The organism is Lysinibacillus sp. (assembly GCF_032093475.1).
In the GTDB taxonomy this organism is placed as follows: domain Bacteria; phylum Bacillota; class Bacilli; order Bacillales_A; family Planococcaceae; genus Lysinibacillus; species Lysinibacillus irui.
Map to the genome: position 1 here is coordinate 3749 of NZ_DAMDAY010000027.1, position 22230 is coordinate 25978.

A 22230-nucleotide genomic window follows, 5' to 3' on the forward strand; every position below is an offset into this window, starting at 1 on the left:
TCAACAAAATCCTCACCCTTTGGCACTGCATGAACCGCTCCAATCATAACCTTCAGTGATGCAGGATCATCGAAATAGTTACTTTGCAAATAGAGCGTAAATTTGCCATCGCGAATATTTCCGCCTTTTGAAATGCCATTTATAATACTATCTCTGCGCTCACCGCTTTCTGTCATGACGGCAACATCATCCAGCGCTAATATTTGCATTGTATTATCTTTGGCAAGCTCAATATCGAGTGCCACTTTTAAAGGAGAACGGCGAATTTGTGTAATCGTAAATTTCTGTCCATTGACATCTATCGTACGATTCGCAGTAAAAATTTTCTCCTCTGCGACCTCGTTTTTCAGCGAAAATGGTAAAGTAATTTTAATGTTTCCCTTCTCTTCATCACTAAAGTAAAACACTGCTTTAAAATCCTTTGAAGTATAGGCAATAGGCTCTAAAAAATTATATTCCACTGATGACGAAATATATGTTTGGTTGCTTGCATTTCTAATAAACGTACAGCCGCATTCAATCTCCTCGCCCCCATGGAACAATTGAACTTTCTCTAAGTTTAAATTTGACATATCAAATGAGGCTTCAGCGTCATAGAAGAGAACTAATCCCGAATTATCGGCAATCACGCCCTGTAATGTAAGTGAGAGACCTTTTCTAGATTGCGTCACATTGATTTCTTCAAAATATTCATGATCCACTATATCTCTTATTCCTTTATCTATTGCAATTGCTGAAACAACAGCCTGAAAGCCAGGTATTTTTGCAACTTGGCTGGCAATCGTTGGAGAAATGCGAATTGAAAAGATAAGGCTTAGGCAAAGCATGGAGATAAATGTAACCGAAACAATGCGATTCTTTATTCTTTTTTCTCGTTGAACTTTACGAAACATGTCTATTCGAACTTGTTGAAGCTTCTCCTTAGGAACGTCAATTAATGGTTTACTCACAGCCAGTCCTCCTTTTCTCTAGCAAAGTGTCTAAGCTTTTTTAAAATGTGATGAAGCTTCGACTTTACAGTACCCTCAGGTATTTGATTTAGCTCCGCAATTTCTTTATTTTTTAGTTGCTGGAAATATTTCATATAGACGAGTTGCTGCTCCGACAAAGATAGATGTTCTAATAATCTCTCCATATCTGAATAGATGACCCATTCAGAAAGATGGTATTCCTCAATAGGAACAGTGGGTTGGCGTTTTCGTAAATGGTCTTTACAACAATTAATTAAGACTCGAACAAGCCATGTTCTGGCATATTCGTGCTGCTTAACGGTATGCATTTTTTTCAGTGCCTTATATACAAGCTCCTGCATCACATCTAAAGCATCTTGCTCATTTTTCATATATGTAATGGCCATGCGATATAAAATATCTTCATCCATTTCAATAAGCGTAAGTATCGCTTCATGATCACCTTGTATAGCACGTTGTTCTATTTCAAATTTCATCCTTCTCGCCTCCTTCCTTCATTAGACTGAGCAATTCTTCAATTCGTTCAAAAATTTTGAATTTATTTTAGAGAACTTCATTGTGTGGCAACTGATATTTTCACAGATTACTTGGTTCGGAATTGACCCAGGAATGAACTTATTTCTAATAATCCTGTCTTTCATGGATATGTTCGGCCAATCAGTGAAGGGTTTTCTAAGTATCGATAATAGTTGTCCTAATAATAATAGAGAAAATAGTTTGAAACATAATGCTACTAATTTTGGTATATATGAGACTATCAAAGGACATTAAAGTAAATAACATACATACCTAATAAAAGATTAAAAAGAGCTGCCTAGGCAACTCTTTTCTTTAAGTATAACTTCTCTTTTTAATACAACTTATAAATCATTAAAATAATAAGTTAAATGGTTTTTGATGATTAGAGTGGCCCACCTTCAAAACCAATAGGCCATCCATCCTCTTTACATTTCACTTTATACTGAAACTCAAAAGGACCATCATAAATAAAAGCTAAACTAAACCCTGTAAATAGATAATCGTCAACATTCACCATCTTTCCAAAACTTATTGTGGATAGATAGTAATGCTTCATTTCTTGAGTAGGAAAAAATTTCTGTAGATAGTTTAATGAACGGCTTATATGTAGATGGAGTTCCTCGAAAATCTTTTCTGCTAGTTCGATTAAAGCCCTATCAGGGTTTTCATTGCTCCCTTGAATAATAATCTCCACATCTTCCCATTCTCCAATATCCATACGATATAACCATTGTTCCTTTAAGAAATATTTCTCACTATCATATACAGGTGGATTAACGAGGTTTAATTGTTTGATCTCATCGTGAGATAACGGTTTAACAAAATTAAGCTTATGATATAAAATGTCTTTGATATTAGCGACAATGTATTTGGATTTGTTTAATTCGAAAGAGTCCATTTTTCACCTCATAACGTAATTTTTAACTTTAATTATAGCATCATCCTTCTTCAACTATTCTACAAAATTTGTTAATGAAGGGATAACTTCGAGTAAAGGAAGCATGTTATTTTATTCATGCTTGGGATTTCCCCTCACATTAAATTATCTCCTTACATCTTTTTTCCATAATAACGGTATCATGCCATTCTCCATTTAACTGAGCAATTTTTTCTCTCGTTCCAACAACTCTAAAGCCCATCTTTTGATGTAGATGAATGCTTGCTGTATTAATGACAAAGATTGATGATTGGAGTGTCCAAATCCCTTCCTTTTCACTCTCTTCAATTAGTCTTTTAAATAGCTTTGAAGCAATACCTTTGCCTTTACTGTCATTTGATATGTAAACACTGACTTCTCCCACTCCGGAATAAACCACGCGTGTAGAGACGGGGGAAATGCCAATCCAACCAACAACTCTATTGTATTCCTCTGCTACAAAGCGCAATGTTTCATGATGTCTTTCATCCCATACCTGTTCACTTGGCACATTGGTTTCAAAGGTGGCCATCCCTGTTTCGATTCCTTCTTTATAAATCTTTAATACCTCAATTAAATCATTCTTTTCCATTTTACGAATAACTAGTGTATCCATCCTATTTCCCCCTTATTATTTTAAAGGACTGCTAGCTTTCGCTAACAGCCAAATGTTTAACAACATGAATTCGATTGTTTAGCAAGATTAATACCACATACCCCTGTTTCAGGTAACTCCAATTCAACACGTTTCGAAGCATCATAATTACCTGATAAATAAGCTGTTATGGACCGAACTTGTTCATAGCCAGTTGCCATTAAAAAGGTTGGTGCGCGTCCATAACTTTTAGCTCCGACTATATAGAAGTCCTTTTCTGGTTGACGTAGAATTTCTTCTCCATGTGCTCTTACTGTGCCACAACTATGAACATTAGGATCGATTAGTGGTGCTAATGCATGCACACTTTCTGTTGCTGAATCAATGGAAAGCCGTAATTCGCTGTTCATTGAAAGGTCTGGTCTATTTCCGGCATTGACAATAAGCTCTTCAAATCCTGTCAATATTTTCTGTTCACCATTTATTGTACCGACAATATGGATGTTCTCATCTTTCTTTACCTGTGAAATATAGAAAGGTGTTATTACCTCAACTTTCCCTGTGTCTACTAATTCATGAATGCGAATACCGAGTGCGCCACGTGCAGCCAATGCATCTTTTTCCTCGCCACCATAGACCTCTTCTGCAGAGTGTTTACGCATAATCCACACTAACTTTGTTGAAGGATTCTCTGCCTGTAATTCCGCAAGTGCTAATAAGGTATTGATAGCCGAATGGCCACCGCCAATAACGGCAATCTTCTTATTGGCATATCGCTTCGTATTTGTATGTATGTCTGGGATACCATACTCAATGTGATCTGCTAATGCTTTTTCACTTTGAAGCCATACACCTGTAGAATTTGCTGGGTTTGGATTCCCCCATGTACCCGTCGCATCAATAACTGCTCTCGCCTCAATCATACGGATGTCATTCTCTTGTTCAATATAAATAATAAAGGATTGCTCTACTCGATTTTTTGTCTTCATCTTGTCATTCAATTGTCTTGAAATCCCGACTACTTTTGCGTTCAATTGAATGTTAGGATTAATTTGTTCGTGCTCAGACAAAGGCTTTAAATAAAGATCAATTAATTCATGTCCTGTCGGTAACGTATCCAAATGAGGTTCTATCCAACCGGAGGCATTTAATAAAGCTCTACCAGCTTTATTGATGTTATATCGCCATGGTGAAAATAATGTAACATGCCCCCAAGTACGAATATTGTATGCTATTTCACGCCCAGCCTCTAGTAAAAGAAAGGCTTGCTTTTGTTCCACTAAATGAGCCGCTGCAGCTAATCCAATAGGACCTGCCCCGATTATGACAATCGGTAAATTCTTTTTAGAGTTATTAACACTCTCCTGTACTTCAATATCCTTCGTAGTACTACAACAAGATTCATTTTGGTTGATTATTTCAAGTGTTTTCATCATAATTACTCCTCTACTTTCTTTATATAAGCATTCCCTTATATATAATATATTTTTTACGTCTAGCAATTAGCTAGACGTTTAAACTCTGCTTGTAAAATTAACACATTGCTTCACCAATTTCTTTTATTGCTTTTTCAAATTGCAACCATGTAGAATTGCCGTAACGATTCATATCTCCTTTAAAGAAGAAATCAAAAGCAAATTCTTTAGCCTGTTTCAATGTGAATTCTCTACTATTCATAATTAACTTTAAATAAGCGATAAAATAATCTTGAGTTAATACACTAGCATGATTTACTGTCATTTTTGCAACCTCCATTCAACAGATGCTTAAGAAATCAGTGGGGAGTATCCAAACACTCCTCAGCTATAAAATGCTCAATGCGTTTGCCAATCACATCACGTACATTTTGGAATACAGTCCATTTTTCTTCGTCTGTACCTACTGCTTTTGCTGGATCTTCAAAGCCCCAATGCTCACGACGAACGTGTGGTGGAGTCATTGGGCATTTTTCAGCGGCATCCCCGCATAATGTGACAACTAGTGTTGCATTGTTCAATGTCTCAAAATCAATTAAATCGGATGTGTGATCCGAAATATCAACTCCTATCTCTGCCATCGCTTTAATGGCATTTGGATTTATGCCATGTACTTCAATACCAGCACTTTTTACTGTCCAATTAGATGGTAGTAATTTTTTTGCCCACCCTTCTGCCATTTGACTACGGCATGAGTTCCCTGTACACAAAAAATAAAGTGTATTTGTCATAATATTGCTCCCTATTTAATAGTGTTAAAGTATTTTTTCTGCCAACGTAAGGCAACCCATACAAGTCCGATGAGAACAGGTACTTCTACAAGTGGACCGATAACTGCGGCGAATGCCACTCCACTATGCAAGCCAAATACGCCGACAGCTACAGCAATCGCTAACTCAAAGTTGTTACTTGCAGCGGTAAAAGATAGGGCTGCTGTGACAGGATAAGATGCGCCAGCTTTACGTGAAGAGAAGAATGAAACAACAAACATGATGATAAAGTAAATAAATAATGGAATAGCAATTCGTACTACATCTAGTGGCAGTTCTACTAATTGCTCACCTTTTAAGGCAAACATCATGACAATCGTGAATAAAAGTGCGATTAAAGTAAGCGGTGAAATCTTCGGTAGAAACTTTTCCTCATACCACTGTTTTCCTTTTACTTTAATCCCTATCCAACGTGTGAGGAATCCTGCAGCGAATGGGATACCTAAGTAAATAAGTACGCTCTTTGTAATTTCCCACATGGATATTGTTACATTGAAGTTCTCTAAACCAAACCAACCAGGTAATACATTTAAGAAAAAGTAAGCAAAGATCGAATACGTCACGATTTGAAAGATAGAGTTAAAGGCAACTAATCCAGCTACATATTCCCGGTCTCCACGTGCTAAATCATTCCACACAATGACCATGGCAATACAGCGAGCTAAACCAATCATGATAAGTCCAGCCATATATTCAGGATAATCGTGTAGGAAGATGATAGCTAAAAAGAACATTAAGAACGGTCCGAGTAACCAGTTTTGAAAAAGAGATAGCAAAAGCACTTTCCAATCCTTAAATACGCGCCACATTTCCTCATACTTTACTTTTGCTAAAGGCGGGTACATCATGACAATTAACCCTATAGCAATGGGGATGGACGTTGTGCCAATCGACATGGAATCTAATGCTTCTCCGACATCGGGTATCGTGATACTTAATACGACACCTACTCCCATCGCAATAAATATCCAAAGGGTTAGAAAACGATCTAGAAAAGAAAGCTGTTTGGTTAACGATTCATTACTCATGATCAGTTCCCCCCACATGGCAACAATCTGTGCCACAGTTGCATCCGTTTAAAGGTTGAATTTGTTCTAAAATACCTTTCATCAGTGGCGTTTGATCCTCTACTAAACGGTAATGTTTCCAAGTCCCTACTTTTCGCTCCGTAATAATGCCTGCCTCCTTTAATTTTCGTAGATGTTGACTAACTGCTGGTTGTGATATACCTAGAACATCTACAAAATCGCATACACATACCTCCCCATTTTTCATGCATGCAAGTAATTTAATGCGATTCAAATCCGCTGCTGCTTTTAATTGTTTTTCAATTTGTGTGTTTTCCATGGATCTTCACTCCTTATATAACAATTTGCTTATATATTCGTTTAAATAAAATCACCTTATAAGGAAAGGTGACTTCATCATTATATAACTATATTCTTATATTATGATTTTATGTTTTGATTTGCAACAAATATTTTAATGAGAGCCTTCCATATTGGAAAGACTCTCCAAAGTGTTACTTTCTATACAATTAATGTGGTTGTGCCGAATAGTTCAATAACCATTTATTTAAACACTTGATCTATTTTGTCTTTGTCGTAACCCAATATCCAATCATTGTATGTAAAATAAATGTCTCGTATTGATTCAGGCGAGGTAGCGAGTAAACCACATCCTCTATCATCGTAAATGTGAAAAATGGTTTTCCTTTTGATATTTAAAAAATAAATCCTATGAATAATACTGTAAGTTTTGCGGATAAAAAATCATCTTCCACTCACACTAATAGTGGAGGTGAGATGATAATGGGTAATAACAAACATAAAAATAATAAGACTCAAGATAACAAAAAACAGCAGAATCAAAATCAAAATGCTAACAGAGAGCGTGCGAACAGAGAAGAGTTCGCTGAGGAAGTAGACTTTAGCCGCATTCAAAATGAAAATAAACGTTAGTGATACTTCCCCCCAATATTCACTTAAAATGAGTATTGGGGGTTTCCTTTTGAATCAACTCTTTTGATGTCTAGACATTGCCTAGATAGCTTCGTGTAATGTTTGGGAGAACAATTTTACCATTCTTACTGTATTTTTCAAATAACTCTGTTAGAAGAAAAACAAAAGTTTGATATTCCCCGTCGTTTTTTTTCGGAGCATAGGACGCTGATAAATTCCTTCCTAAGAAACCTTCATAATCAAAAAGCAATTCATTTTCATATTTTTTAAACTCATATTGTCCATCCTTAAAAAAGCTAGTAAATACCTCTAGTGTTTCTTCCATTCCACCACTAAATCCGTTGAAATTTGAACAAGTCTTTTGGCAAATTGCGGCATTCTCTTTAATAATTGGATTAGTTAAATCCCTGCTATTCCACACAAGAGCAACTTTTGACTTTTGTTTTCCTATTCGTTGACATTCTATTTTAAATGCTTTTTTATCAAACCAATGAAAAGCCTGCGCAACAGTTACTAAATCCACACTATTTCCTGTTAAAGTAGTATGTTCAGCAGTTGCTTTTATGGATTCGAAACGAGGATATTTTTTTAATGATTGCTCTGCCTTCATTCTCATATCATCATTCGGCTCAACTCCAATAACATGTAGACCTCTTTCAAGTAGTAGACTGCTAAATATACCTGTACCTGAGCCAATATCGGCAACAATTCGATCCTCATTTAGTTCATTTACTGCAATCAAATAATCTATATATTCTTTTGGGTAACTAGGGCGATATTTCGCATATATATCAGCCTTATCTGTAAAATTTTCTGTTGTTTTCATCGTACTACCTTCTTCCTGTCGATATTTTGGAATAGGAGAAAAATAGTTAATTCCAAATACCACTTATTGATAATAAAGCCTCCACTCCTACACTTCTTGCATGTAGCAAGGATTTGATTGAGAAGTTGCTATTGTTTATTTTCTTTTGCTTTTAAGCATTCAGTTAAATTAATAAAATCTTGAACTGCTTCTGACATGGATAGTTTTTTAGCAAGTGATATCCCCTTTTGAATAGATGTAGAGGCATCTTCTAATTTATTTGCTTTAATTTGGGCATCTGCAAGACAATACCAGTAAAACCAGGCGTCCATTTTTGTGATTTTATTTTGATAAAACGTTTCAATTTTCGGGTAATAATGGTTGAATAAAGCTTCATCATTAACTAGCTTTTCACCATTCCAATTTAGGACATTCACTAAATAACTATCTCCTATATACATTTGCCAAATTGCTATACCAACCTTTTGATCTACATGTATGATGTCCATTTTATGATAAGGAATATTAGTAATCTTCTCAAATGATTCTCCAGCCCATTTGAAAATTCCGAGTTCACTTCCTATGGCCGCACCATTTGTAACACCAAATAAATATTCTTTTGTTCCATCACCAGTAATATCTACCAATCCCGAAAAATTTAAAGCCACTCCCTTAACTTTGGTTTCCCATACTTTTCTCCAAATTCCGTTGTCCTTTTTTAAGACCATTGTTCCGTACTGTGAAGGGGAAGGTTGTTCAATTGCTTTTATTTCAAAAGTAAAAATGATCTCTTTTTGCCCATCTTTATTAAAATCATAAAGTTGGATTGGGTAAGTAGAGAAAGGTTTTTCGGGACTTATTAGTACAGAGTTTAAAGGCTTAAATGCCTGAACAATTTTAATTAGGTCATTGTTCTCGTTTTCATTCGCGTACACAGATATCAAACAAAAGTTAACGAATGGAAGTGACAGTAAGGTAAAAAGTATTATTTTTTTCAATATCTGTCCTCTTTTCACTAAATATCGTCCTTCCATTATGAACGTATTTAGAAAATTAATACATCCGAAATCACGCTTAGCCAAAGAATGTTTAAAAACAGGTTTTTAAAATGTTTACCCAGCCTAAAATTCCTCCATTAAAGAGAACCTATCTCCCTTTTCATCAAAGGGTTGCTTAAAATCAAAGGCAAACGCAGTAGAACCATGCTGGATATAATAGTTGTATCTCTTAAATGCCTCAATCCAAGAGACATCATCCACCTTTTCTGTCCACCAAACTACATAGGAAAGGTGTTTTTCTGGATAAGGCTCGATCCATTTACTTTTGTCTTGTAACGCTTGTTTATGCTGTCCTGAATAGGTGAAGTGATATAAGGATTGAGGATTTCTCCATACGGTTAGCGTAAGTATGGGAGAACCTTTTCCCTTCACGGTTTCTTCAGGCAAAGCGACTCCTTCAGGTGAAAATGACTCTATCAGGCCTGATTTTGTTGCCTGTCGGTATACTTCATTGCCTACTTGAAAAAATTCTCGAGAGCTAGGGTGGTCATAGGGATGATTTAGCCTTCCAATAGTATAAATCGCAACGAATGCCATAAATAGCCCTCCATCTATCGTCTTTCTATAGATATATTCAAGTAAAGGTCTGTAAATCCCTTTTTTTACTAACTCATTGGTCTCATATTATTGCTGTTTCAACTATAAAAAATGGGAACAACCGATTTGGATGTTCCCATTTTTTATATAAGATTTTTTAAAAGCTACGCTTCTCTGGCCAAACTCCTTGCATTTTACTTAAAAATACAATTTGCCCAATATGATAGGCGTCGTGCATTACTAAACTCTTCAGTTCAATTACTAATGATCGATCTTCAGGGATTTCTTTGTACAATGCTTCATATTCTGGTTTTGCCAGTATTTTTTCTAGTTCCCGATGGACATACAAATATTCCTGTTTGGTTTCCTCCCAATTTTGCCACGTCACAGTTGGTAATTGAAAGGTAGCGTCATTATTTTCTGCCTGTGGTTCATTTTCTTTATCACCAAGAATCCTCGTGAGAAATCTCTTTTTATAGAAAAGTAGATGACAAACTATTTCCCAAATGGAATTCGTTGCCCCTTCAGCAGGCTTCCAAATGGCCTGTTCTAAAGTAATATCCTCTAGCACTTTTTCAAGTGATGGAAACCAGTCTTCTTCATCTAAACAGCTTGTCCATTGTCGTAACAGCAATGTTTTGGCAACCATTTTCAATTCCTCCTATTTGATCCTGTCTCCTTTGTAAATACAGCCCTTTTATTTCTTCTGCTAATGTTCATATTGTCATTAGTATTACATATCAATTTCTATGCCAATTCCTAGTTCCTTTGCTTTTTGATATACGCCTTTCGCGACTGCTAAATCATAGTAAGCTGCACCTACCGATTTAAAAATGGTAATCTCCTCTTCGTCCTCTCTACCATTCTTAGTCTCTGTGACAAGTTTACCAAGGTCACAATATATCTTGTCGAAAGACCAAATACCTTTTTCTGCTGCATGAATAAATTCACCAGCTTCATTTTTTACGCCATTATGATCATCTACTACAATTTTATTAGCTTTCAAAATAGTGGTCTCATCTATTTCACGCATAGTTGGTAAATAGGATCCTATACCATTAATATGAGTTCCTGGCTTTAAATATTCTCCATCTAAAACGGCACTTGTTGATCTTGTAGCACAGCAAATAATATCTGCTTGCTTGACTGCCACTGATACTTCATCTATGACCTCAAAAGGGATTTTCACTCCATATTCTTTTAATTTCTCACCAAAACGATGTGCTTTAGAGGTTGTTTTATTAACAAGTAGAATTTTAGTGATAGATCTTACAGCTAGTACGCCTAGTACTTGCTCAAAAGCCATCCCACCTGTTCCAATTACTGTTAGAATTGTCGCATCCTTTTTTGATAAATAATCTGTAGCAATCCCACTTAAAGCTCCAGTTCTTAGTCGAGTTAGATAAGAGGCATTCATCATAGCCACATGGGAACCATTCTCTGCATCTGTAAGTAATAAAACTCCTTGCGTTGTGGGCATCCCCTTTGGAGAATTTTTAGGAAAAATGGTCACTACTTTTACAGCGGCAACTTCACTCACTAAGTCTGCACTTGGCATATAGAGTGCCGATGCATCATGATCTGGAAAATCTATGACAGTTCGATGCACGTCGGCAATTTTATTTTCTTCTTTTGCTTTTAATACTTTCCTAACATCCTCTATCGCATTTTTCATATTGTAGCTCTTCATAATCTGTTCTTCGTTTAATATCAACATCATCCATATCCTCCATTAAATCGTCTGTCATCACGACTTCATAGTCCCAACTGGGATTTTTTTCGTATCACTTAATTTCGATTCTTTTTGAATGTCGTTGTCTAAATTCTCTTGACTACGATCTTTAACAGCCCAAATGGCAATTAGTGATACGATTGCTGTAAAAATAATATATAAAGCAATTGGTATATAGGAATTATCAAATTGAACTAATAGAGCTGTTGCTACTAAAGGAGCCGTTCCACCTGCTACAGCTGCACCAATTTGGTAACCAAGTGTAATCCCTGTGTAACGAATTTTTGCGTCGAAAATTTCTGAAAACATTGTCCCTAGCACGGCCGTAATTGGCGACCAAATAATGCCTAGACCGATGATTGTGGCTACTACAAGTAATATCGCGGATTGTTGCTGTAACATCCAAAAATAAGGGAATGCAAAGAGTATCATGCCAACCGTTCCAATAATGTATAACTTTTTGCGTCCATATTTATCAGACAAGCTTCCCATTATAGGAATTAAAATGGTCGTAATGATTGTGGCAATCATGACGGCATTTAGAGTGACAGTTCTTGAGAAACCTAAATTTGATGTTGCATAGGATACAACAAATGTTCCAAAAATATAGAAAGGTGCTGTTTCAACAACCTTCGCTCCAATTGCAATTAAGACTTCACGCCAATAGTTTTTCAATGTTTCTATAATAGGTAGTTTAGGAATGTCACCTGATTCTTGCACCTTTTTAAATGATGGTGTCTCATCAATTCCTTTACGAATCCATAAACCAAATAAAACTAAAAATGCACTTATTAAAAATGGTATACGCCATCCCCATGACATAAAGGATCCTTCAGGAAGTAAAGTCATTATAGACAATGCAACAGTTCCTAACACCATACCAATCGTTACACCCATTTGTGGTATAGCTCCATATAATCCTCTCTTTTCCTTTGGAGCATATTCGACAGCAAGTAAAAGAGCTCCTCCCCATTCTCCACCAATACCTAATCCTTGTACTAATCGTAAAGTAATCAATAATATGGGAGCCCAAATGCCAATAGCTTGATATGTAGGAAGTAATCCCATCCCAAAGGTAGCAATCCCCATCAAACTCAGCGTTAATACGAGTGTTTTTTTACGGCCAATCTTATCTCCAATATGACTGAAAATAACTCCACCAAACGGTCTAATAAAGAACGATAAAGCAAAGGATGCGTAAGCAAGTAACAAACCAACTGTAGGATCATCATTAACAAAAAAAACTTGATTAAAAACGAGTGCCGCAACTGTGCCATACAAAAAATAATCGAACCATTCAATGGAACTCCCTACCAAACTAGCAATCCAAATCTTTCTCATTTGTTTTCCATCCATCTATTTTCCCCCTTTGTTTGAAATTGAAGTGGTACTTCAATTTATTCTTGTTATTACTTTACAATTACCCGAATTCTCTGTCAATAATAGAAATTACTTTTTTATTATGCTTTCTATTAAAACGTGTATAGAATAAAATAGTATAATCAATAAAGGGGTTTGATATGATGACATCAGATTTTCTAGGAGAGACATTGAAAAGAATACGCAAAGAAAGACAATATACATTAAAAATGCTTGCCACTCAAACAGGAGTTTCTATTAGCTTCTTATCACAGGTGGAAAGAGGAAAATCTAATGTAACATTAGACTCTTTGAAGAAAATTGCAGATGCTTTAGGTGTAAATCCAAGTATTTTTTTCCCTACTAACAATGAAGAATTACATGAAATACGTTCCCAATTCCATTATTTAGACTTATCAGATGGGAATATAGATGCTTCCTATCTCCCCATGCTTGTGACATTAAAGGCTGGAGAAAATGAAGGAAACGCTCTTTCCCATGACGGTTATGAATTTATCTATGTTGTAGAAGGAGAACTGACCATTATTATTGAGGAGAAAAAATTTGTTTTGCAAGAAAACGAGTCTAAAATGTTTGATGCTAGAAAAACGCATTACTGGTACAACTATCAAGAGAAACCTGTCAAGTTCCTACTTGTTTCTTCACAATAAAAATGACTTATAAAGAGCCATGCTACATGTAATGTGTAGCATGGCTCTAAACCATTAATAATAGCTAGTTCCTCTCACCTATGAACTGTTAAACTGAAGTAATCAATAATCGAGAAGTTAGCATGCCCTAAATGCTAGTTCTATATTGTTGATTACTTTAACCTGTCTAAATGAGTTTTTAAATATTGAATAAATGGATGCTCTGCTATTTCTGATTTGCGTGTACAGATAAATAAACTTTGTTGGATATTTACCTGCTCAACAAATACTCGAGCCAGTTTTCCATTTGTTATATTGTCTATCACACTATAGGAGGGTGCTAAAGTCATACCGTATCCTGCTTCCACAACTTTAATCGATTCATGCAAGCCCTGCATTTGAAGTCCAAACTTAGGTAATGGGGCATTAAACGTGTAAAATACTGACTCCAGTAAATCTAATGTCGAGCTACCACGCTCCCGATAAATAAAGTCTTCGTTCGATAGTTCGGAAATGGCAACGGTTTGATTTGCTAAAGAATGTGATGGGTGGACAATAAACCAGAACGGGATATCTAAAATCTTTTCAAATTGAAGATCATTATGACCAATATTGCTTTGAACGACAAAACCAATATCTACCTCATAATTCAGAACCTGTTCCTCAACAGATTTTACATTACCTAACGATACAATACATTCAATGTGAGGATTCGCAAGCTTATACTGTGCTATAAAAGGCGGCAGTATATAATTAGTTGGAATGTAAGAAGAAGCTATATGTATTTTGTCTTCCTTTGCTAAAAATTTAGCGAGTTTTTCATCGATTTGTCCTTCTAAATAAAATAAACGCATTCCCTGCTCGTATAAAAACCTCCCCTCTGGAGTTAACTGAATCCCCCGTCCTTTGCCTTCAATTAATTTTGTTCCAATTTCATTCTCTAATTTCCGAATTTGAATCGTAACAGCAGGTTGACTAAGTAGCATACTATTCGCTGCTGCAGTAATTCCACCAAGCTTTGCCACATTCGTAAATATTCTTAATGCATGCAAATTCATTTTAATCACCCCTCCTTATTCATAAATAAAATTTATGAATAAACAATTATTATATATTTGTTTTATATATAGTTTAACAGTAATTTAAGGATAGAGGTGATTTAAGTGGAAATTTTATTACAAGAATGGGTATCAGCAAAGGGTTTTATTTTATTTACAATTGGGTTACTTGCGGCAATAATTGGCGTTCTTTTTGGTGCTGCTGGCTTTATTTTAATGCCTTCGATGTTACTTATTGGCATTCCAATTCATACCACGATTGCTGTTAATAAATTTGCGACAGGAATTTCAGCTCTATCCAATGTCGTTACGTTTGTCATAAAAGGACAGGTATCTTTAAAACAATACAGGTCTTTATTATTTTTTTCGAGTTTAGGAGGAGTGTTTGGTGCGTTTTTAGCCCTTCTATTATCGGAGCAAATTATGAATGTGATAGCTTGTATAAGCTTAATTTTGGGATTTATTATTGTTATTCGCAGTAGTACATTCATTGTTAAAGAAATAAAAGAAACACAGGAACAAGTGACTAATAAACTCATTCCGTTTGCGATTTCAATCTATGACGGTGGTTTTGGACCAGGCTCAGCTCTTATGAATATAACCTATTTCTTGAAAAAACAATATAACTATGTAAAAGCAGTTGAATTAACAAGAATTATCTCGTTTTCAAGCTGTACAGGTGCCTTTCTCTTTTATTACTTTACTGGCATTGTTAATTGGGGCATAGCGATTCCTGTTTCAATGGGCTCAATTGTTGGCTCTTTCTTAGGTTTAAAGATTATTCCTTATATTAAAATAAAGTGGGTTCAACTTATATTACCAATTATCTTTTTTTTGCTAATTGTTCAGATTGTAACGGATTTAATAAAATAACTAACATGTAAGCAATTCAGTATAAAAACAGATGCTCACTTATAATGAGCACCTGATCTAGAAAATAAGATAGTTAAAACAGCTTTATTTTTAGAACATTTTTTGTTTACTCGTGATACTTGTCCAAGTTACCTTATATACGTCCTCACACTTTAGGTTGTTAGATTATTGAGCTTCCTCATCTGCAGAAGGGCCGTACATACCTGGCACTGGAATGTTGAGAAGTCGTAAGTATACCCCCAGCTGCGCACGGTGATGGATCATATGGCTTAAGCCGAAGGTACGGAAGGCAAGCGCTCGTGGTTCACGGCGGATGATTTGCTCGCCATGGCGTAGAGTCCATTCTTCACCGAGCGTTTTCTCGTCACAATCGGCTAGTAGCTTGTCTATTTTGCCGACGTTTGCATCAAACTCAACTAGAATGTCAGAGCGACTTTCTAATGCCTCTCGACGAAGCGGCACCGTTGAGAGATCAAACTCGGTGTGCTGAAAAATTGCCACTTGCCAGTTCAGCAGGTTGATTAAGTGGGTGGCCAGTCCGCCGAGCGTCATCGATTTATCATGAGGCCTCCATGCCATATGCTCATCGGGCAAACAGTCTAAAATTCGACGCGTTGTAGCTAGTTCATACATAGCGTCACCAATGATCAATTGTCTAACCATTAGTATCTCCTCCTTTTTGGTTAAGCATACTATAAATTCCATCCAAGAGGCAATTGCGCATTTTAGTTGGAGGATATATAAAATAAAAAGATTCCATGCTTTAACACTACACGGAATCTTTTAGAATGTTGGTTATGATGGTTTTTTATCTTTAAAGTCAATTATTTTTTTCTTCTTCATTTATTTTTATGTCCAAACGATCTTCAATACGTTCTTCAATCTCTTTCCTCTCGTCATGCCACCATAATGCTTCCTCAGGTTCTTCTAAAATCTCTTTGATTTCAGCTTTCTCTGCAACTGCTGGCGGTGAACCTCGAAGAGCTTTTCCTGAAGTTTCTTTTACGAAGATGGTTACAACAATAATACCGATAACAGATGCAAATATTAGATAGTAGGCTGGTACCATTTCATTCTGTGTTTTACTAATTAACCATGATACAAGTAAAGGTGTCGTACCTCCAAATAAGGAGGCAGAAATATTAAATGTAATGGCTAATGCCCCATTCCGAACTTTGGTAAAAAATAGTGAGGGCAATAATGCAGGCATGGTTCCTTGGAAAGAGGAGGAAAATACCGCAAGAATCATTAATCCTAGAAAGACAAGTAATGAGTTATTACTACCAATTAAGTTAAACGAAGGGATACTTAAAATAATCAAACCAATTAAACCGCCTTGAATGATCTTTTTTGCTCCAATCCGGTCACTAAAATACCCCATTAACAAAACAATCGGAATCATAATAATCATGGCAATAACAATTAATAATAGTCCTTCTGCTTCTCCATAACCAAGTACAACGGTTAAGTGTGAAGGCATATAAGATAAAATGGTATAGTTTACAACGATATAAAAGAATACAACAAACATACCTATAAGGATTGCTCTCCAGTGGAACTGTAAAATGTGCTTAACGGATATATGATCTTCATCGTCAGATTTTTTTTCCTGCATCGCTTCAAAAACAGGCGTTTCTTCTAAATTATTCCGTAAATAAAAGCCGATTAAACCAATAGGGGCAGATAAAAGAAACGGAATTCGCCAACCCCATGCTAGCATCGTTTCCTCCCCTAACATAAACGTAAGTAACGTAACAAGACTTGCGCCTGCGATATAGCCAACTAAGGTGCCGACCTCAAGACCACTTGACATAAATCCTCTTTTCTTATCTGGAGTAGACTCAGCAATAAACGTCATAGCACCTGAATATTCTCCACCAGACGAAAATCCTTGAATTAAGCGAGCAATGAGTAAAATAATTGTGGCAGTAGAGCCAATAGACGCATAGCTAGGGATCAAGCCAATACTTAATGTGGCTAGAGCCATCATGATTAAGGTTATAGCTAAAACTTTTTTACGGCCTAGGCGGTCCCCAAGCATACCAAAGAAAATGCCACCAATAGGTCGAGCAATAAAGGCAACAGCAAATGTCGCAAAAGAATAAACTAATTGCATAGGGCCACTTACTTCAGGGAAAAATACTTGTCCAATTGTAGCTGCAAGATAAGAGTATATCCCAAAATCAAACCATTCCATTCCATTACCAACAGCCGTCGCGACAACAGCTTTACGTGCAGATTTTGAGTCAACAACGGTAATTTCTTCTTTTTTCAACTTTGGTTTCGATTTTCTTTGTAATTTTGGGCTATTATCATTTTTGTTAGAAGCCAATCGAAAACCCTCCTTGTTGATTAATTGATCTAATCTTAAACTAACCAAAATATAATTTATTATTTATCTGTCTTTTCAATAATTACCGGAAGTTAAGCTTAGTCAATGATCAACTTGAGTCTCTTCAATGATTCAAGTTTTAAGAATTATTGCGACCAATAGGGAAATAAATAAAGCCATCTGATCAAATTCAGATGGCTAATAAAAAATGGATCTCTATATCTTATTTTTCTTATAACCTTCGCCATCCCTTGCTCTAACTAAACAATGGCAAAATATGCTTTCTAATCAATTCAATTCGATCTTTGGCACGTGGTATAAAGCGAGACGCAATCGTAACGACCATTTTTTTATTGGGGTTGTTGAAAATGACATTTCCTCCGTCACCCAGTGCTGCATAGCAATCATCATCAACTATCCACCACATGTATCCATATGACAACTCTCCGAATCGACTTTTTTCCTTTGTGCTGTCCTCTATCCATTTGGAAGAAAGGATTTGCGAGTTGCCCCATACACCACTATTTAAATACAACTGACCTATTTTCGCCATATCGCGTGGCGTTAAAGTAAGCCCCCAACCAGCAGTGTTTACACCTGAAGGATCCACTACCCAACCTGTTACATATTGATCTTTAAGAAAAGCGAAATGTTCTTCTTTATTTCGTAAAAACGTATGTTGAGGAGCTGTAATGTCGAGAGGTTTAAATAAGCTCTCTATAGCGAAGTCCTTGACAGATTGACCAGTAGCATTTGTAAGAACACCCGATAAAATATGTGCGCCAACGGTTGAGTATTTAAACTCCCCAATATGTCCTCTGCCTCCAAGTAAATCTAATGTAGCTTTTACCCAGTCATCACTTGAGTAAACTTTTGTATAGGGCTCTGACTTGTATTTATACGGTGCAGTCATAGTCAGCAAGTCTTTTATCGTGACTTTTTGAATTGTTTTTTCGCCACGCTTCACTGTATAATCTGGAAAAAATTCTAAAACCTTTTGCTCTACATTGTTAATATATCCTTTGTCTATTGCCATACCAATAAGAATAGATATAATACTTTTTGTTACAGAGGCTATATGCAATACATCATCTTTAGTGTATCCATCAAAATATGTCTCATAAATCAAATGACCATCTTTTCTAATCGCAATACCTGCTATATTGGCATATTCCTTTTTTATGGTAGCCTCAAAGTTAGAAATAGGATTATTATTCATTTTTATCTTTTGGTATTGATACATTGACGTCAAAGATATCAATTCATTCCTTTCAAAATGATTGATCAATATTGATGTAATTAGAATAATTTACTATAAAATGTTTTTCAATGCTTTTCTTTATTCGATTTAATTTTGGAAAGACAAAATGAATTCTTTTCTTAATGAAGTCATTACCGCTTTTATTTTTATCTATCTTGATTTTCATAATAGGCTTCATCCGCATATTTCTGGTCTGTTCCTTTAAGATAGGCTAGGATCATTTTCGGCCGTTTCAGTAAAACCCAGTCTCCATGTTTATCAAACTTTCTTGTAGAAGTGAGCATCCCGTTTTGAATTGTCCCATATTTCTTCCCGTTCTTTTTTCCCCACACTTTTAATCGTTTAGCGAAATCTGCATCTTCTGCCATTAGCATATTTTCATTAAATCCGTTGATTGATTGAAAATCCTTTTTATAGCACCAAAAGATTCCCACAGAAATGGCTCCATATTTAAACAATAGTGGTCCAATTAATAACAAAGTGGAAACAAAAATTCCTAAAGACATTCTTTCAAATTTCCCTGTAACCCCGCCGCCAATGTATTTCCCTGAAATTAAGTTCTCCTGTGCCTTAGACAACACATGTTCATTCATCTGGGTATCTGCATCAATTGTTACGATTATTTCACCGCTAGCTATTTCAACACCTGCGTTTCTAATTTTCGAAAGGTTTTTATCATTATTCTTTACAACTGATACAATCATACGATTTTGCAATTTCTTCCGTTCGGTCTGTACATCGATTTAACACAACAATGATTTCAACTTGATTTTTACATAATTTAGAGGCTCTTGAAACAGATTCTAAACATTTTCCAATATACTTTTCTTCATTATGGGCAGGTATGATAATAGAAATTTTTAAATCCTCTTTTTCCATAACATTCATATATTCTAATCCCCCTTCATAAAACCTTCTCTAGCTGTTTTAGATGCTCTTAATTAATTTTTAATGATAGGTCATTATTCGAGAAAAGCTGGAAGTATTGTATTGTTTCAATTTAATCCGATGCTGGAACGACATAGTCGCCATAAATATATGAATAATCCCCCATACGTTATCACATACACTCAAATTGAGTATCCTTTAGGAGCCATTCCGATGTTAACGACCCTTTTTCAGCTAGTTAGAACAAACATGATATGGTACATTAGAATTGAATCTAAAGAATGCTCTTTCTACTTTGTTAAAAGTAGGGATTGAAATAGGAGTTATCATGATTTCAAGAGAAAAATTAGAAAACAATCAAGTTTTCCTGTATGTAATTGTGTTGTTAATCGCAGCTGGCGTAGGATTATTAGCACCTTTTGTGGGTGAACAACTTGACGTTACCATTTCATTTGTTATTGCTATTTTAATGTTTAGTATGTTTTCTCAAATCCCATTTACAGCGTTGAAGGAATCATTTGCTAATCGTCGTTTTGTTGGGGCACTTCTAACGGTCAATTATGTTGCTGTCCCTATCGTTGTTTGGCTACTAACAATGCTATTACCCGAACATCCACCTTTATTGCTTGGGGTTTATTTAGTGTTGCTTACACCTTGTATTGATTATGTGATTGTCTTTACAGCTCTTGGACGTGGGAATGAAAAAGCTATGCTGATCTCAACACCTATTCTCTTCTTCACTCAAATGCTTTTATTACCTTTATATTTGTGGTTATTTCTTGGAAAGGAAGCATCCAGAATTGTTGAAGCGTCACCTTTCCTAGAGGCATTTTTAGTGCTAATTGTACTACCTTTAGTCATTGCGATATCGCTCCAACTTTTTGCTAAAAAATCGCAAGTTGGGGATCAATTAATTCATCTATCCGCCTGGCTGCCCGTCCCTTTTATGGCGTTAACTCTTTTTGTTGTTGTCGCATCACAAATTGGAAAATTATCGGCTTCCTTGGAGTGGATCATAAAGGTCATCCCAATATATATCCTATTTATGGTGATTATGCCGATTCTTTCAAAATTCATTGGAAAAACGTTTAAACTTGATAGTAAATCAGGTAGAGCATTAGTTTTTAGTGGTTCAACTCGTAATTCACTGGTTGTCCTCCCACTGGCACTAGCTTTACCAGAAAATATAAATACTCTTGTAGCAGCGATCATTGTCACGCAAACTATGGTAGAAATAATAGGAGAAATCATTTATATTCGTGTTGTTCCGGTTCTCATTAAATAAGTGGCTTACCGAAACTCGATAAGCCACTTCTATTATTTTTCTAATGCGATTTGTATATGGGCAAGGTGATGCTCTTCATGCCAAGCTAATTTTGCCACTTTAGTGGCAACTGTTATTTTACCGTTTTTTTGGTGTATAAAGCTTCGATCTAATTGATCCTCAGATAAAGTACTTCCTAGAAATAGGATTCGCTCATTTATTCCTTCTAACATCTTAATAGAAGTTTCTACAGGAAGCTTGGTATCTGGTAGAATAGCCCACTTTTCTTCATCAAAAGCTGGAACTGTTGGATTCTCATCCGTTAAAGCTAGCTTCAAACGTTGATACATATTCAATTGAGAATCTGCAATGTGATGAACAAGTTGACGAACTGTCCAGCTACCATCACGATAAGTTTTGCTTAACTCCTCTTCATTTAAAGAGCCTACAGTTTCTCTTAAACGAGTCGTGTAAGTTGCGATATCCTTTAGCCATTCTTCTATATTTTCTAATGTTACTTTTTCAGGAACCTGTAGTTTGCCAATTGGGTATCTTACATCCATTTTTCATCCCCCTTTTCCCTATTATTATCTTGATTAAATCTTCTTCTGATAATAACAGTAACTTTGAAAATATATTTCACCACATTAAGGTGTTTGTCCGCACATTAATTCGTTACTTTATTCTCTTCAAATAGCATTGTGCCATTTTCTTTTAAATGTTTATGGAATGAGAAAGCTTTTTCAAGAATGTGTGGTGTTTGTCCCCCCACTTTCTCTTTTGCTTCTTCAAAGTAAGCACGTAATTGTGGTCGATATTTCGGATGGGCAATTTCGATTAATTTTTCTGCCCTCTTCACTGGCGGAAGCCCACGCAGATCAGCATAGCCTTGCTCTGTCACAATAACATCTACATCATGCTCTGTATGGTCAATATGCGATACGAAAGGTACAATCGTCGAAATCGCCCCGTCTTTGGCTAGTGAAGACGTTACAAAGATGGTAATTCTAGCGTTTCGAGCAAAGTCCCCTGACCCACCAATACCATTCATAATTTTAGTGCCGTTAATGTGTGTTGAATTGACGTTACCGTAAATATCTACTTCAATGGCAGTGTTAAAAGAAATCACGCCTAAACGTCGAATAACTTCTGGATTGTTGGAAATTTCTTGTGGCCTAAACATAATTTTATCTTTATATTTTTCTA

25 protein-coding genes and 2 pseudogenes are annotated in these 22230 nt (G+C 35.9%); 4 read left to right on the forward strand and 23 right to left on the reverse strand.

Annotated features, from left to right (window positions below; translation table 11 throughout):
* From RT445_RS08170 to RT445_RS08215, 10 genes and pseudogenes are all read right to left on the reverse strand, one after another.
* Positions 1-950: DUF4179 domain-containing protein (locus RT445_RS08170; protein WP_313470404.1), on the reverse strand; the 950-nt coding region annotated here is incomplete at its 3' end.
* Positions 947-1447, reverse strand: coding sequence for a sigma-70 family RNA polymerase sigma factor (locus tag RT445_RS08175; RefSeq protein ID WP_274793152.1), 501 nt, complete (start codon positions 1445-1447; stop codon positions 947-949). The genes RT445_RS08170 and RT445_RS08175, both read right to left, overlap by 4 nt.
* A gap of 425 nt (positions 1448-1872) precedes the next feature.
* A complete protein-coding gene (locus tag RT445_RS08180) occupies positions 1873-2388 on the reverse strand; it encodes a hypothetical protein (protein WP_274793151.1) in 516 nt (171 codons plus the stop codon).
* 139 nt (positions 2389-2527) lie between these two features.
* Positions 2528-3022: a GNAT family N-acetyltransferase gene (locus RT445_RS08185; RefSeq protein WP_274793150.1), complete on the reverse strand. Its 495-nt coding sequence runs from the start codon at positions 3020-3022 to the stop codon at positions 2528-2530.
* 56 nt (positions 3023-3078) lie between these two features.
* On the reverse strand, positions 3079-4434 hold the full coding sequence (locus tag RT445_RS08190) for an NAD(P)-binding domain-containing protein (protein ID WP_274797327.1): 1356 nt from the start codon (positions 4432-4434) through the stop codon (positions 3079-3081).
* A gap of 100 nt (positions 4435-4534) precedes the next feature.
* Positions 4535-4741, reverse strand: a complete 207-nt coding sequence (locus RT445_RS08195; protein ID WP_274793149.1) for a hypothetical protein — start codon at positions 4739-4741, stop codon at positions 4535-4537.
* Positions 4742-4775: 34 nt separating this feature from the next.
* Positions 4776-5207 carry an arsenate reductase (thioredoxin) gene (gene arsC, locus RT445_RS08200; RefSeq protein WP_274793148.1) on the reverse strand — a complete coding sequence of 144 codons (432 nt, stop codon included), beginning with the start codon at positions 5205-5207 and terminating at the stop codon, positions 4776-4778.
* An 11-nt stretch (positions 5208-5218) separates the two neighbouring features.
* Positions 5219-6274, reverse strand: coding sequence for an ACR3 family arsenite efflux transporter (gene arsB, locus RT445_RS08205; RefSeq protein ID WP_274793147.1), 1056 nt, complete (start codon positions 6272-6274; stop codon positions 5219-5221).
* Positions 6267-6593, reverse strand: coding sequence for an ArsR/SmtB family transcription factor (locus tag RT445_RS08210; RefSeq protein WP_274793146.1), 327 nt, complete (start codon positions 6591-6593; stop codon positions 6267-6269). The genes arsB and RT445_RS08210 overlap by 8 nt, the downstream gene beginning before the upstream one ends.
* A 224-nt stretch (positions 6594-6817) precedes the next feature.
* A pseudogene (locus RT445_RS08215) lies at positions 6818-6997 on the reverse strand (DUF3885 domain-containing protein); the annotation flags it as partial.
* A 60-nt stretch (positions 6998-7057) separates the two neighbouring features.
* Between RT445_RS08215 and RT445_RS08220 the strand changes: the two are divergent.
* Positions 7058-7207 (forward strand): hypothetical protein, encoded by a 150-nt coding sequence (locus RT445_RS08220; protein WP_197278953.1) that lies wholly within the window; start codon positions 7058-7060, stop codon positions 7205-7207.
* Between the two features lie 70 nt (positions 7208-7277).
* On the opposite strand, the gene RT445_RS08225 is transcribed toward RT445_RS08220, so the two are convergent.
* The 6 genes from RT445_RS08225 to RT445_RS08250 form a co-directional block, all read right to left on the reverse strand.
* The gene (locus RT445_RS08225) at positions 7278-8033 is read right to left on the reverse strand and encodes a class I SAM-dependent methyltransferase (protein WP_274793145.1); all 756 of its coding nucleotides are present in this window, start codon (positions 8031-8033) and stop codon (positions 7278-7280) included.
* Between the two features lie 128 nt (positions 8034-8161).
* The gene (locus RT445_RS08230) at positions 8162-9010 is read right to left on the reverse strand and encodes a hypothetical protein (RefSeq protein ID WP_274793144.1); all 849 of its coding nucleotides are present in this window, start codon (positions 9008-9010) and stop codon (positions 8162-8164) included.
* 123 nt (positions 9011-9133) lie between these two features.
* Positions 9134-9607 carry a DUF3291 domain-containing protein gene (locus tag RT445_RS08235; RefSeq protein WP_274793143.1) on the reverse strand — a complete coding sequence of 158 codons (474 nt, stop codon included), beginning with the start codon at positions 9605-9607 and terminating at the stop codon, positions 9134-9136.
* A gap of 157 nt (positions 9608-9764) precedes the next feature.
* Entirely contained in the window at positions 9765-10256 is a 492-nt protein-coding gene (locus tag RT445_RS08240; RefSeq protein WP_274793142.1) for a DinB family protein, read from the reverse strand.
* A gap of 84 nt (positions 10257-10340) precedes the next feature.
* Complete coding sequence (locus tag RT445_RS08245) at positions 10341-11324, reverse strand: ornithine cyclodeaminase family protein (protein WP_274797326.1); 984 nt, start codon at positions 11322-11324, stop codon at positions 10341-10343.
* Between the two features lie 30 nt (positions 11325-11354).
* Positions 11355-12695, reverse strand: coding sequence for an MFS transporter (locus RT445_RS08250; protein ID WP_274793141.1), 1341 nt, complete (start codon positions 12693-12695; stop codon positions 11355-11357).
* Positions 12696-12862: 167 nt separating this feature from the next.
* Between RT445_RS08250 and RT445_RS08255 the strand changes: the two genes are divergently transcribed.
* Positions 12863-13369 carry a helix-turn-helix domain-containing protein gene (locus RT445_RS08255; RefSeq protein ID WP_274797325.1) on the forward strand — a complete coding sequence of 169 codons (507 nt, stop codon included), beginning with the start codon at positions 12863-12865 and terminating at the stop codon, positions 13367-13369.
* 152 nt (positions 13370-13521) lie between these two features.
* Here the strand turns inward: RT445_RS08255 and RT445_RS08260 are convergent, their stop codons facing one another.
* Entirely contained in the window at positions 13522-14406 is an 885-nt protein-coding gene (locus RT445_RS08260) for a LysR family transcriptional regulator (RefSeq protein ID WP_274793140.1), read from the reverse strand.
* A gap of 105 nt (positions 14407-14511) precedes the next feature.
* On the opposite strand from RT445_RS08260, the gene RT445_RS08265 reads away from it, so the two are divergent.
* Positions 14512-15279: a sulfite exporter TauE/SafE family protein gene (locus RT445_RS08265; protein ID WP_274793139.1), complete on the forward strand. Its 768-nt coding sequence runs from the start codon at positions 14512-14514 to the stop codon at positions 15277-15279.
* A gap of 165 nt (positions 15280-15444) precedes the next feature.
* Here the strand turns inward: RT445_RS08265 and RT445_RS08270 are convergent, their stop codons facing one another.
* The 4 genes and pseudogenes from RT445_RS08270 to RT445_RS08285 form a co-directional block, all read right to left on the reverse strand.
* A complete protein-coding gene (locus RT445_RS08270; protein ID WP_274793138.1) occupies positions 15445-15942 on the reverse strand; it encodes a DinB family protein in 498 nt (165 codons plus the stop codon).
* Positions 15943-16099: 157 nt separating this feature from the next.
* Positions 16100-17611, reverse strand: coding sequence for an MFS transporter (locus RT445_RS08275; protein ID WP_274793137.1), 1512 nt, complete (start codon positions 17609-17611; stop codon positions 16100-16102).
* 256 nt (positions 17612-17867) lie between these two features.
* Positions 17868-18854, reverse strand: a complete 987-nt coding sequence (locus RT445_RS08280; RefSeq protein WP_274797324.1) for a serine hydrolase domain-containing protein — start codon at positions 18852-18854, stop codon at positions 17868-17870.
* 164 nt (positions 18855-19018) lie between these two features.
* Positions 19019-19760 (reverse strand): annotated as a pseudogene (locus RT445_RS08285) (glycosyltransferase).
* A gap of 328 nt (positions 19761-20088) precedes the next feature.
* On the opposite strand from RT445_RS08285, the gene RT445_RS08290 reads away from it, so the two are divergent.
* Positions 20089-21045 carry an arsenic resistance protein gene (locus RT445_RS08290; RefSeq protein WP_274793135.1) on the forward strand — a complete coding sequence of 319 codons (957 nt, stop codon included), beginning with the start codon at positions 20089-20091 and terminating at the stop codon, positions 21043-21045.
* Positions 21046-21077: 32 nt separating this feature from the next.
* Here the strand turns inward: RT445_RS08290 and RT445_RS08295 are convergent, their stop codons facing one another.
* Together RT445_RS08295 and RT445_RS08300 are read right to left on the reverse strand one after the other, a co-directional pair.
* Entirely contained in the window at positions 21078-21587 is a 510-nt protein-coding gene (locus RT445_RS08295; protein ID WP_274793134.1) for a YfiT family bacillithiol transferase, read from the reverse strand.
* 104 nt (positions 21588-21691) lie between these two features.
* Positions 21692-22230 (reverse strand): acetyl-CoA hydrolase/transferase C-terminal domain-containing protein (locus RT445_RS08300; protein ID WP_313470411.1); only part of this gene is annotated, 539 nt, incomplete at its 5' end.

Bases quoted from the DNA above. Each gene is read 5' to 3' on its own strand.
- RT445_RS08175 (WP_274793152.1), bottom strand. From the start codon at position 1,447: ATGAAATTTGAAATAGAACAACGTGCTATACAAGGTGATCATGAAGCG.
- RT445_RS08180 (WP_274793151.1), bottom strand. From the start codon at position 2,388: ATGGACTCTTTCGAATTAAACAAATCCAAATACATTGTCGCTAATATC.
- RT445_RS08185 (WP_274793150.1), bottom strand. From the start codon at position 3,022: ATGGATACACTAGTTATTCGTAAAATGGAAAAGAATGATTTAATTGAG.
- RT445_RS08190 (WP_274797327.1), bottom strand. From the start codon at position 4,434: ATGAAAACACTTGAAATAATCAACCAAAATGAATCTTGTTGTAGTACT.
- RT445_RS08195 (WP_274793149.1), bottom strand. From the start codon at position 4,741: ATGACAGTAAATCATGCTAGTGTATTAACTCAAGATTATTTTATCGCT.
- arsC (WP_274793148.1), bottom strand. From the start codon at position 5,207: ATGACAAATACACTTTATTTTTTGTGTACAGGGAACTCATGCCGTAGT.
- arsB (WP_274793147.1), bottom strand. From the start codon at position 6,274: ATGAGTAATGAATCGTTAACCAAACAGCTTTCTTTTCTAGATCGTTTT.
- RT445_RS08210 (WP_274793146.1), bottom strand. From the start codon at position 6,593: ATGGAAAACACACAAATTGAAAAACAATTAAAAGCAGCAGCGGATTTG.
- RT445_RS08220 (WP_197278953.1), top strand. From the start codon at position 7,058: ATGGGTAATAACAAACATAAAAATAATAAGACTCAAGATAACAAAAAA.
- RT445_RS08225 (WP_274793145.1), bottom strand. From the start codon at position 8,033: ATGAAAACAACAGAAAATTTTACAGATAAGGCTGATATATATGCGAAA.
- RT445_RS08235 (WP_274793143.1), bottom strand. From the start codon at position 9,607: ATGGCATTCGTTGCGATTTATACTATTGGAAGGCTAAATCATCCCTAT.
- RT445_RS08240 (WP_274793142.1), bottom strand. From the start codon at position 10,256: ATGGTTGCCAAAACATTGCTGTTACGACAATGGACAAGCTGTTTAGAT.
- RT445_RS08245 (WP_274797326.1), bottom strand. From the start codon at position 11,324: ATGTTGATATTAAACGAAGAACAGATTATGAAGAGCTACAATATGAAA.
- RT445_RS08250 (WP_274793141.1), bottom strand. From the start codon at position 12,695: ATGGATGGAAAACAAATGAGAAAGATTTGGATTGCTAGTTTGGTAGGG.
- RT445_RS08255 (WP_274797325.1), top strand. From the start codon at position 12,863: ATGACATCAGATTTTCTAGGAGAGACATTGAAAAGAATACGCAAAGAA.
- RT445_RS08260 (WP_274793140.1), bottom strand. From the start codon at position 14,406: ATGAATTTGCATGCATTAAGAATATTTACGAATGTGGCAAAGCTTGGT.
- RT445_RS08270 (WP_274793138.1), bottom strand. From the start codon at position 15,942: ATGGTTAGACAATTGATCATTGGTGACGCTATGTATGAACTAGCTACA.
- RT445_RS08280 (WP_274797324.1), bottom strand. From the start codon at position 18,854: ATGTATCAATACCAAAAGATAAAAATGAATAATAATCCTATTTCTAAC.
- RT445_RS08290 (WP_274793135.1), top strand. From the start codon at position 20,089: ATGATTTCAAGAGAAAAATTAGAAAACAATCAAGTTTTCCTGTATGTA.
- RT445_RS08295 (WP_274793134.1), bottom strand. From the start codon at position 21,587: ATGGATGTAAGATACCCAATTGGCAAACTACAGGTTCCTGAAAAAGTA.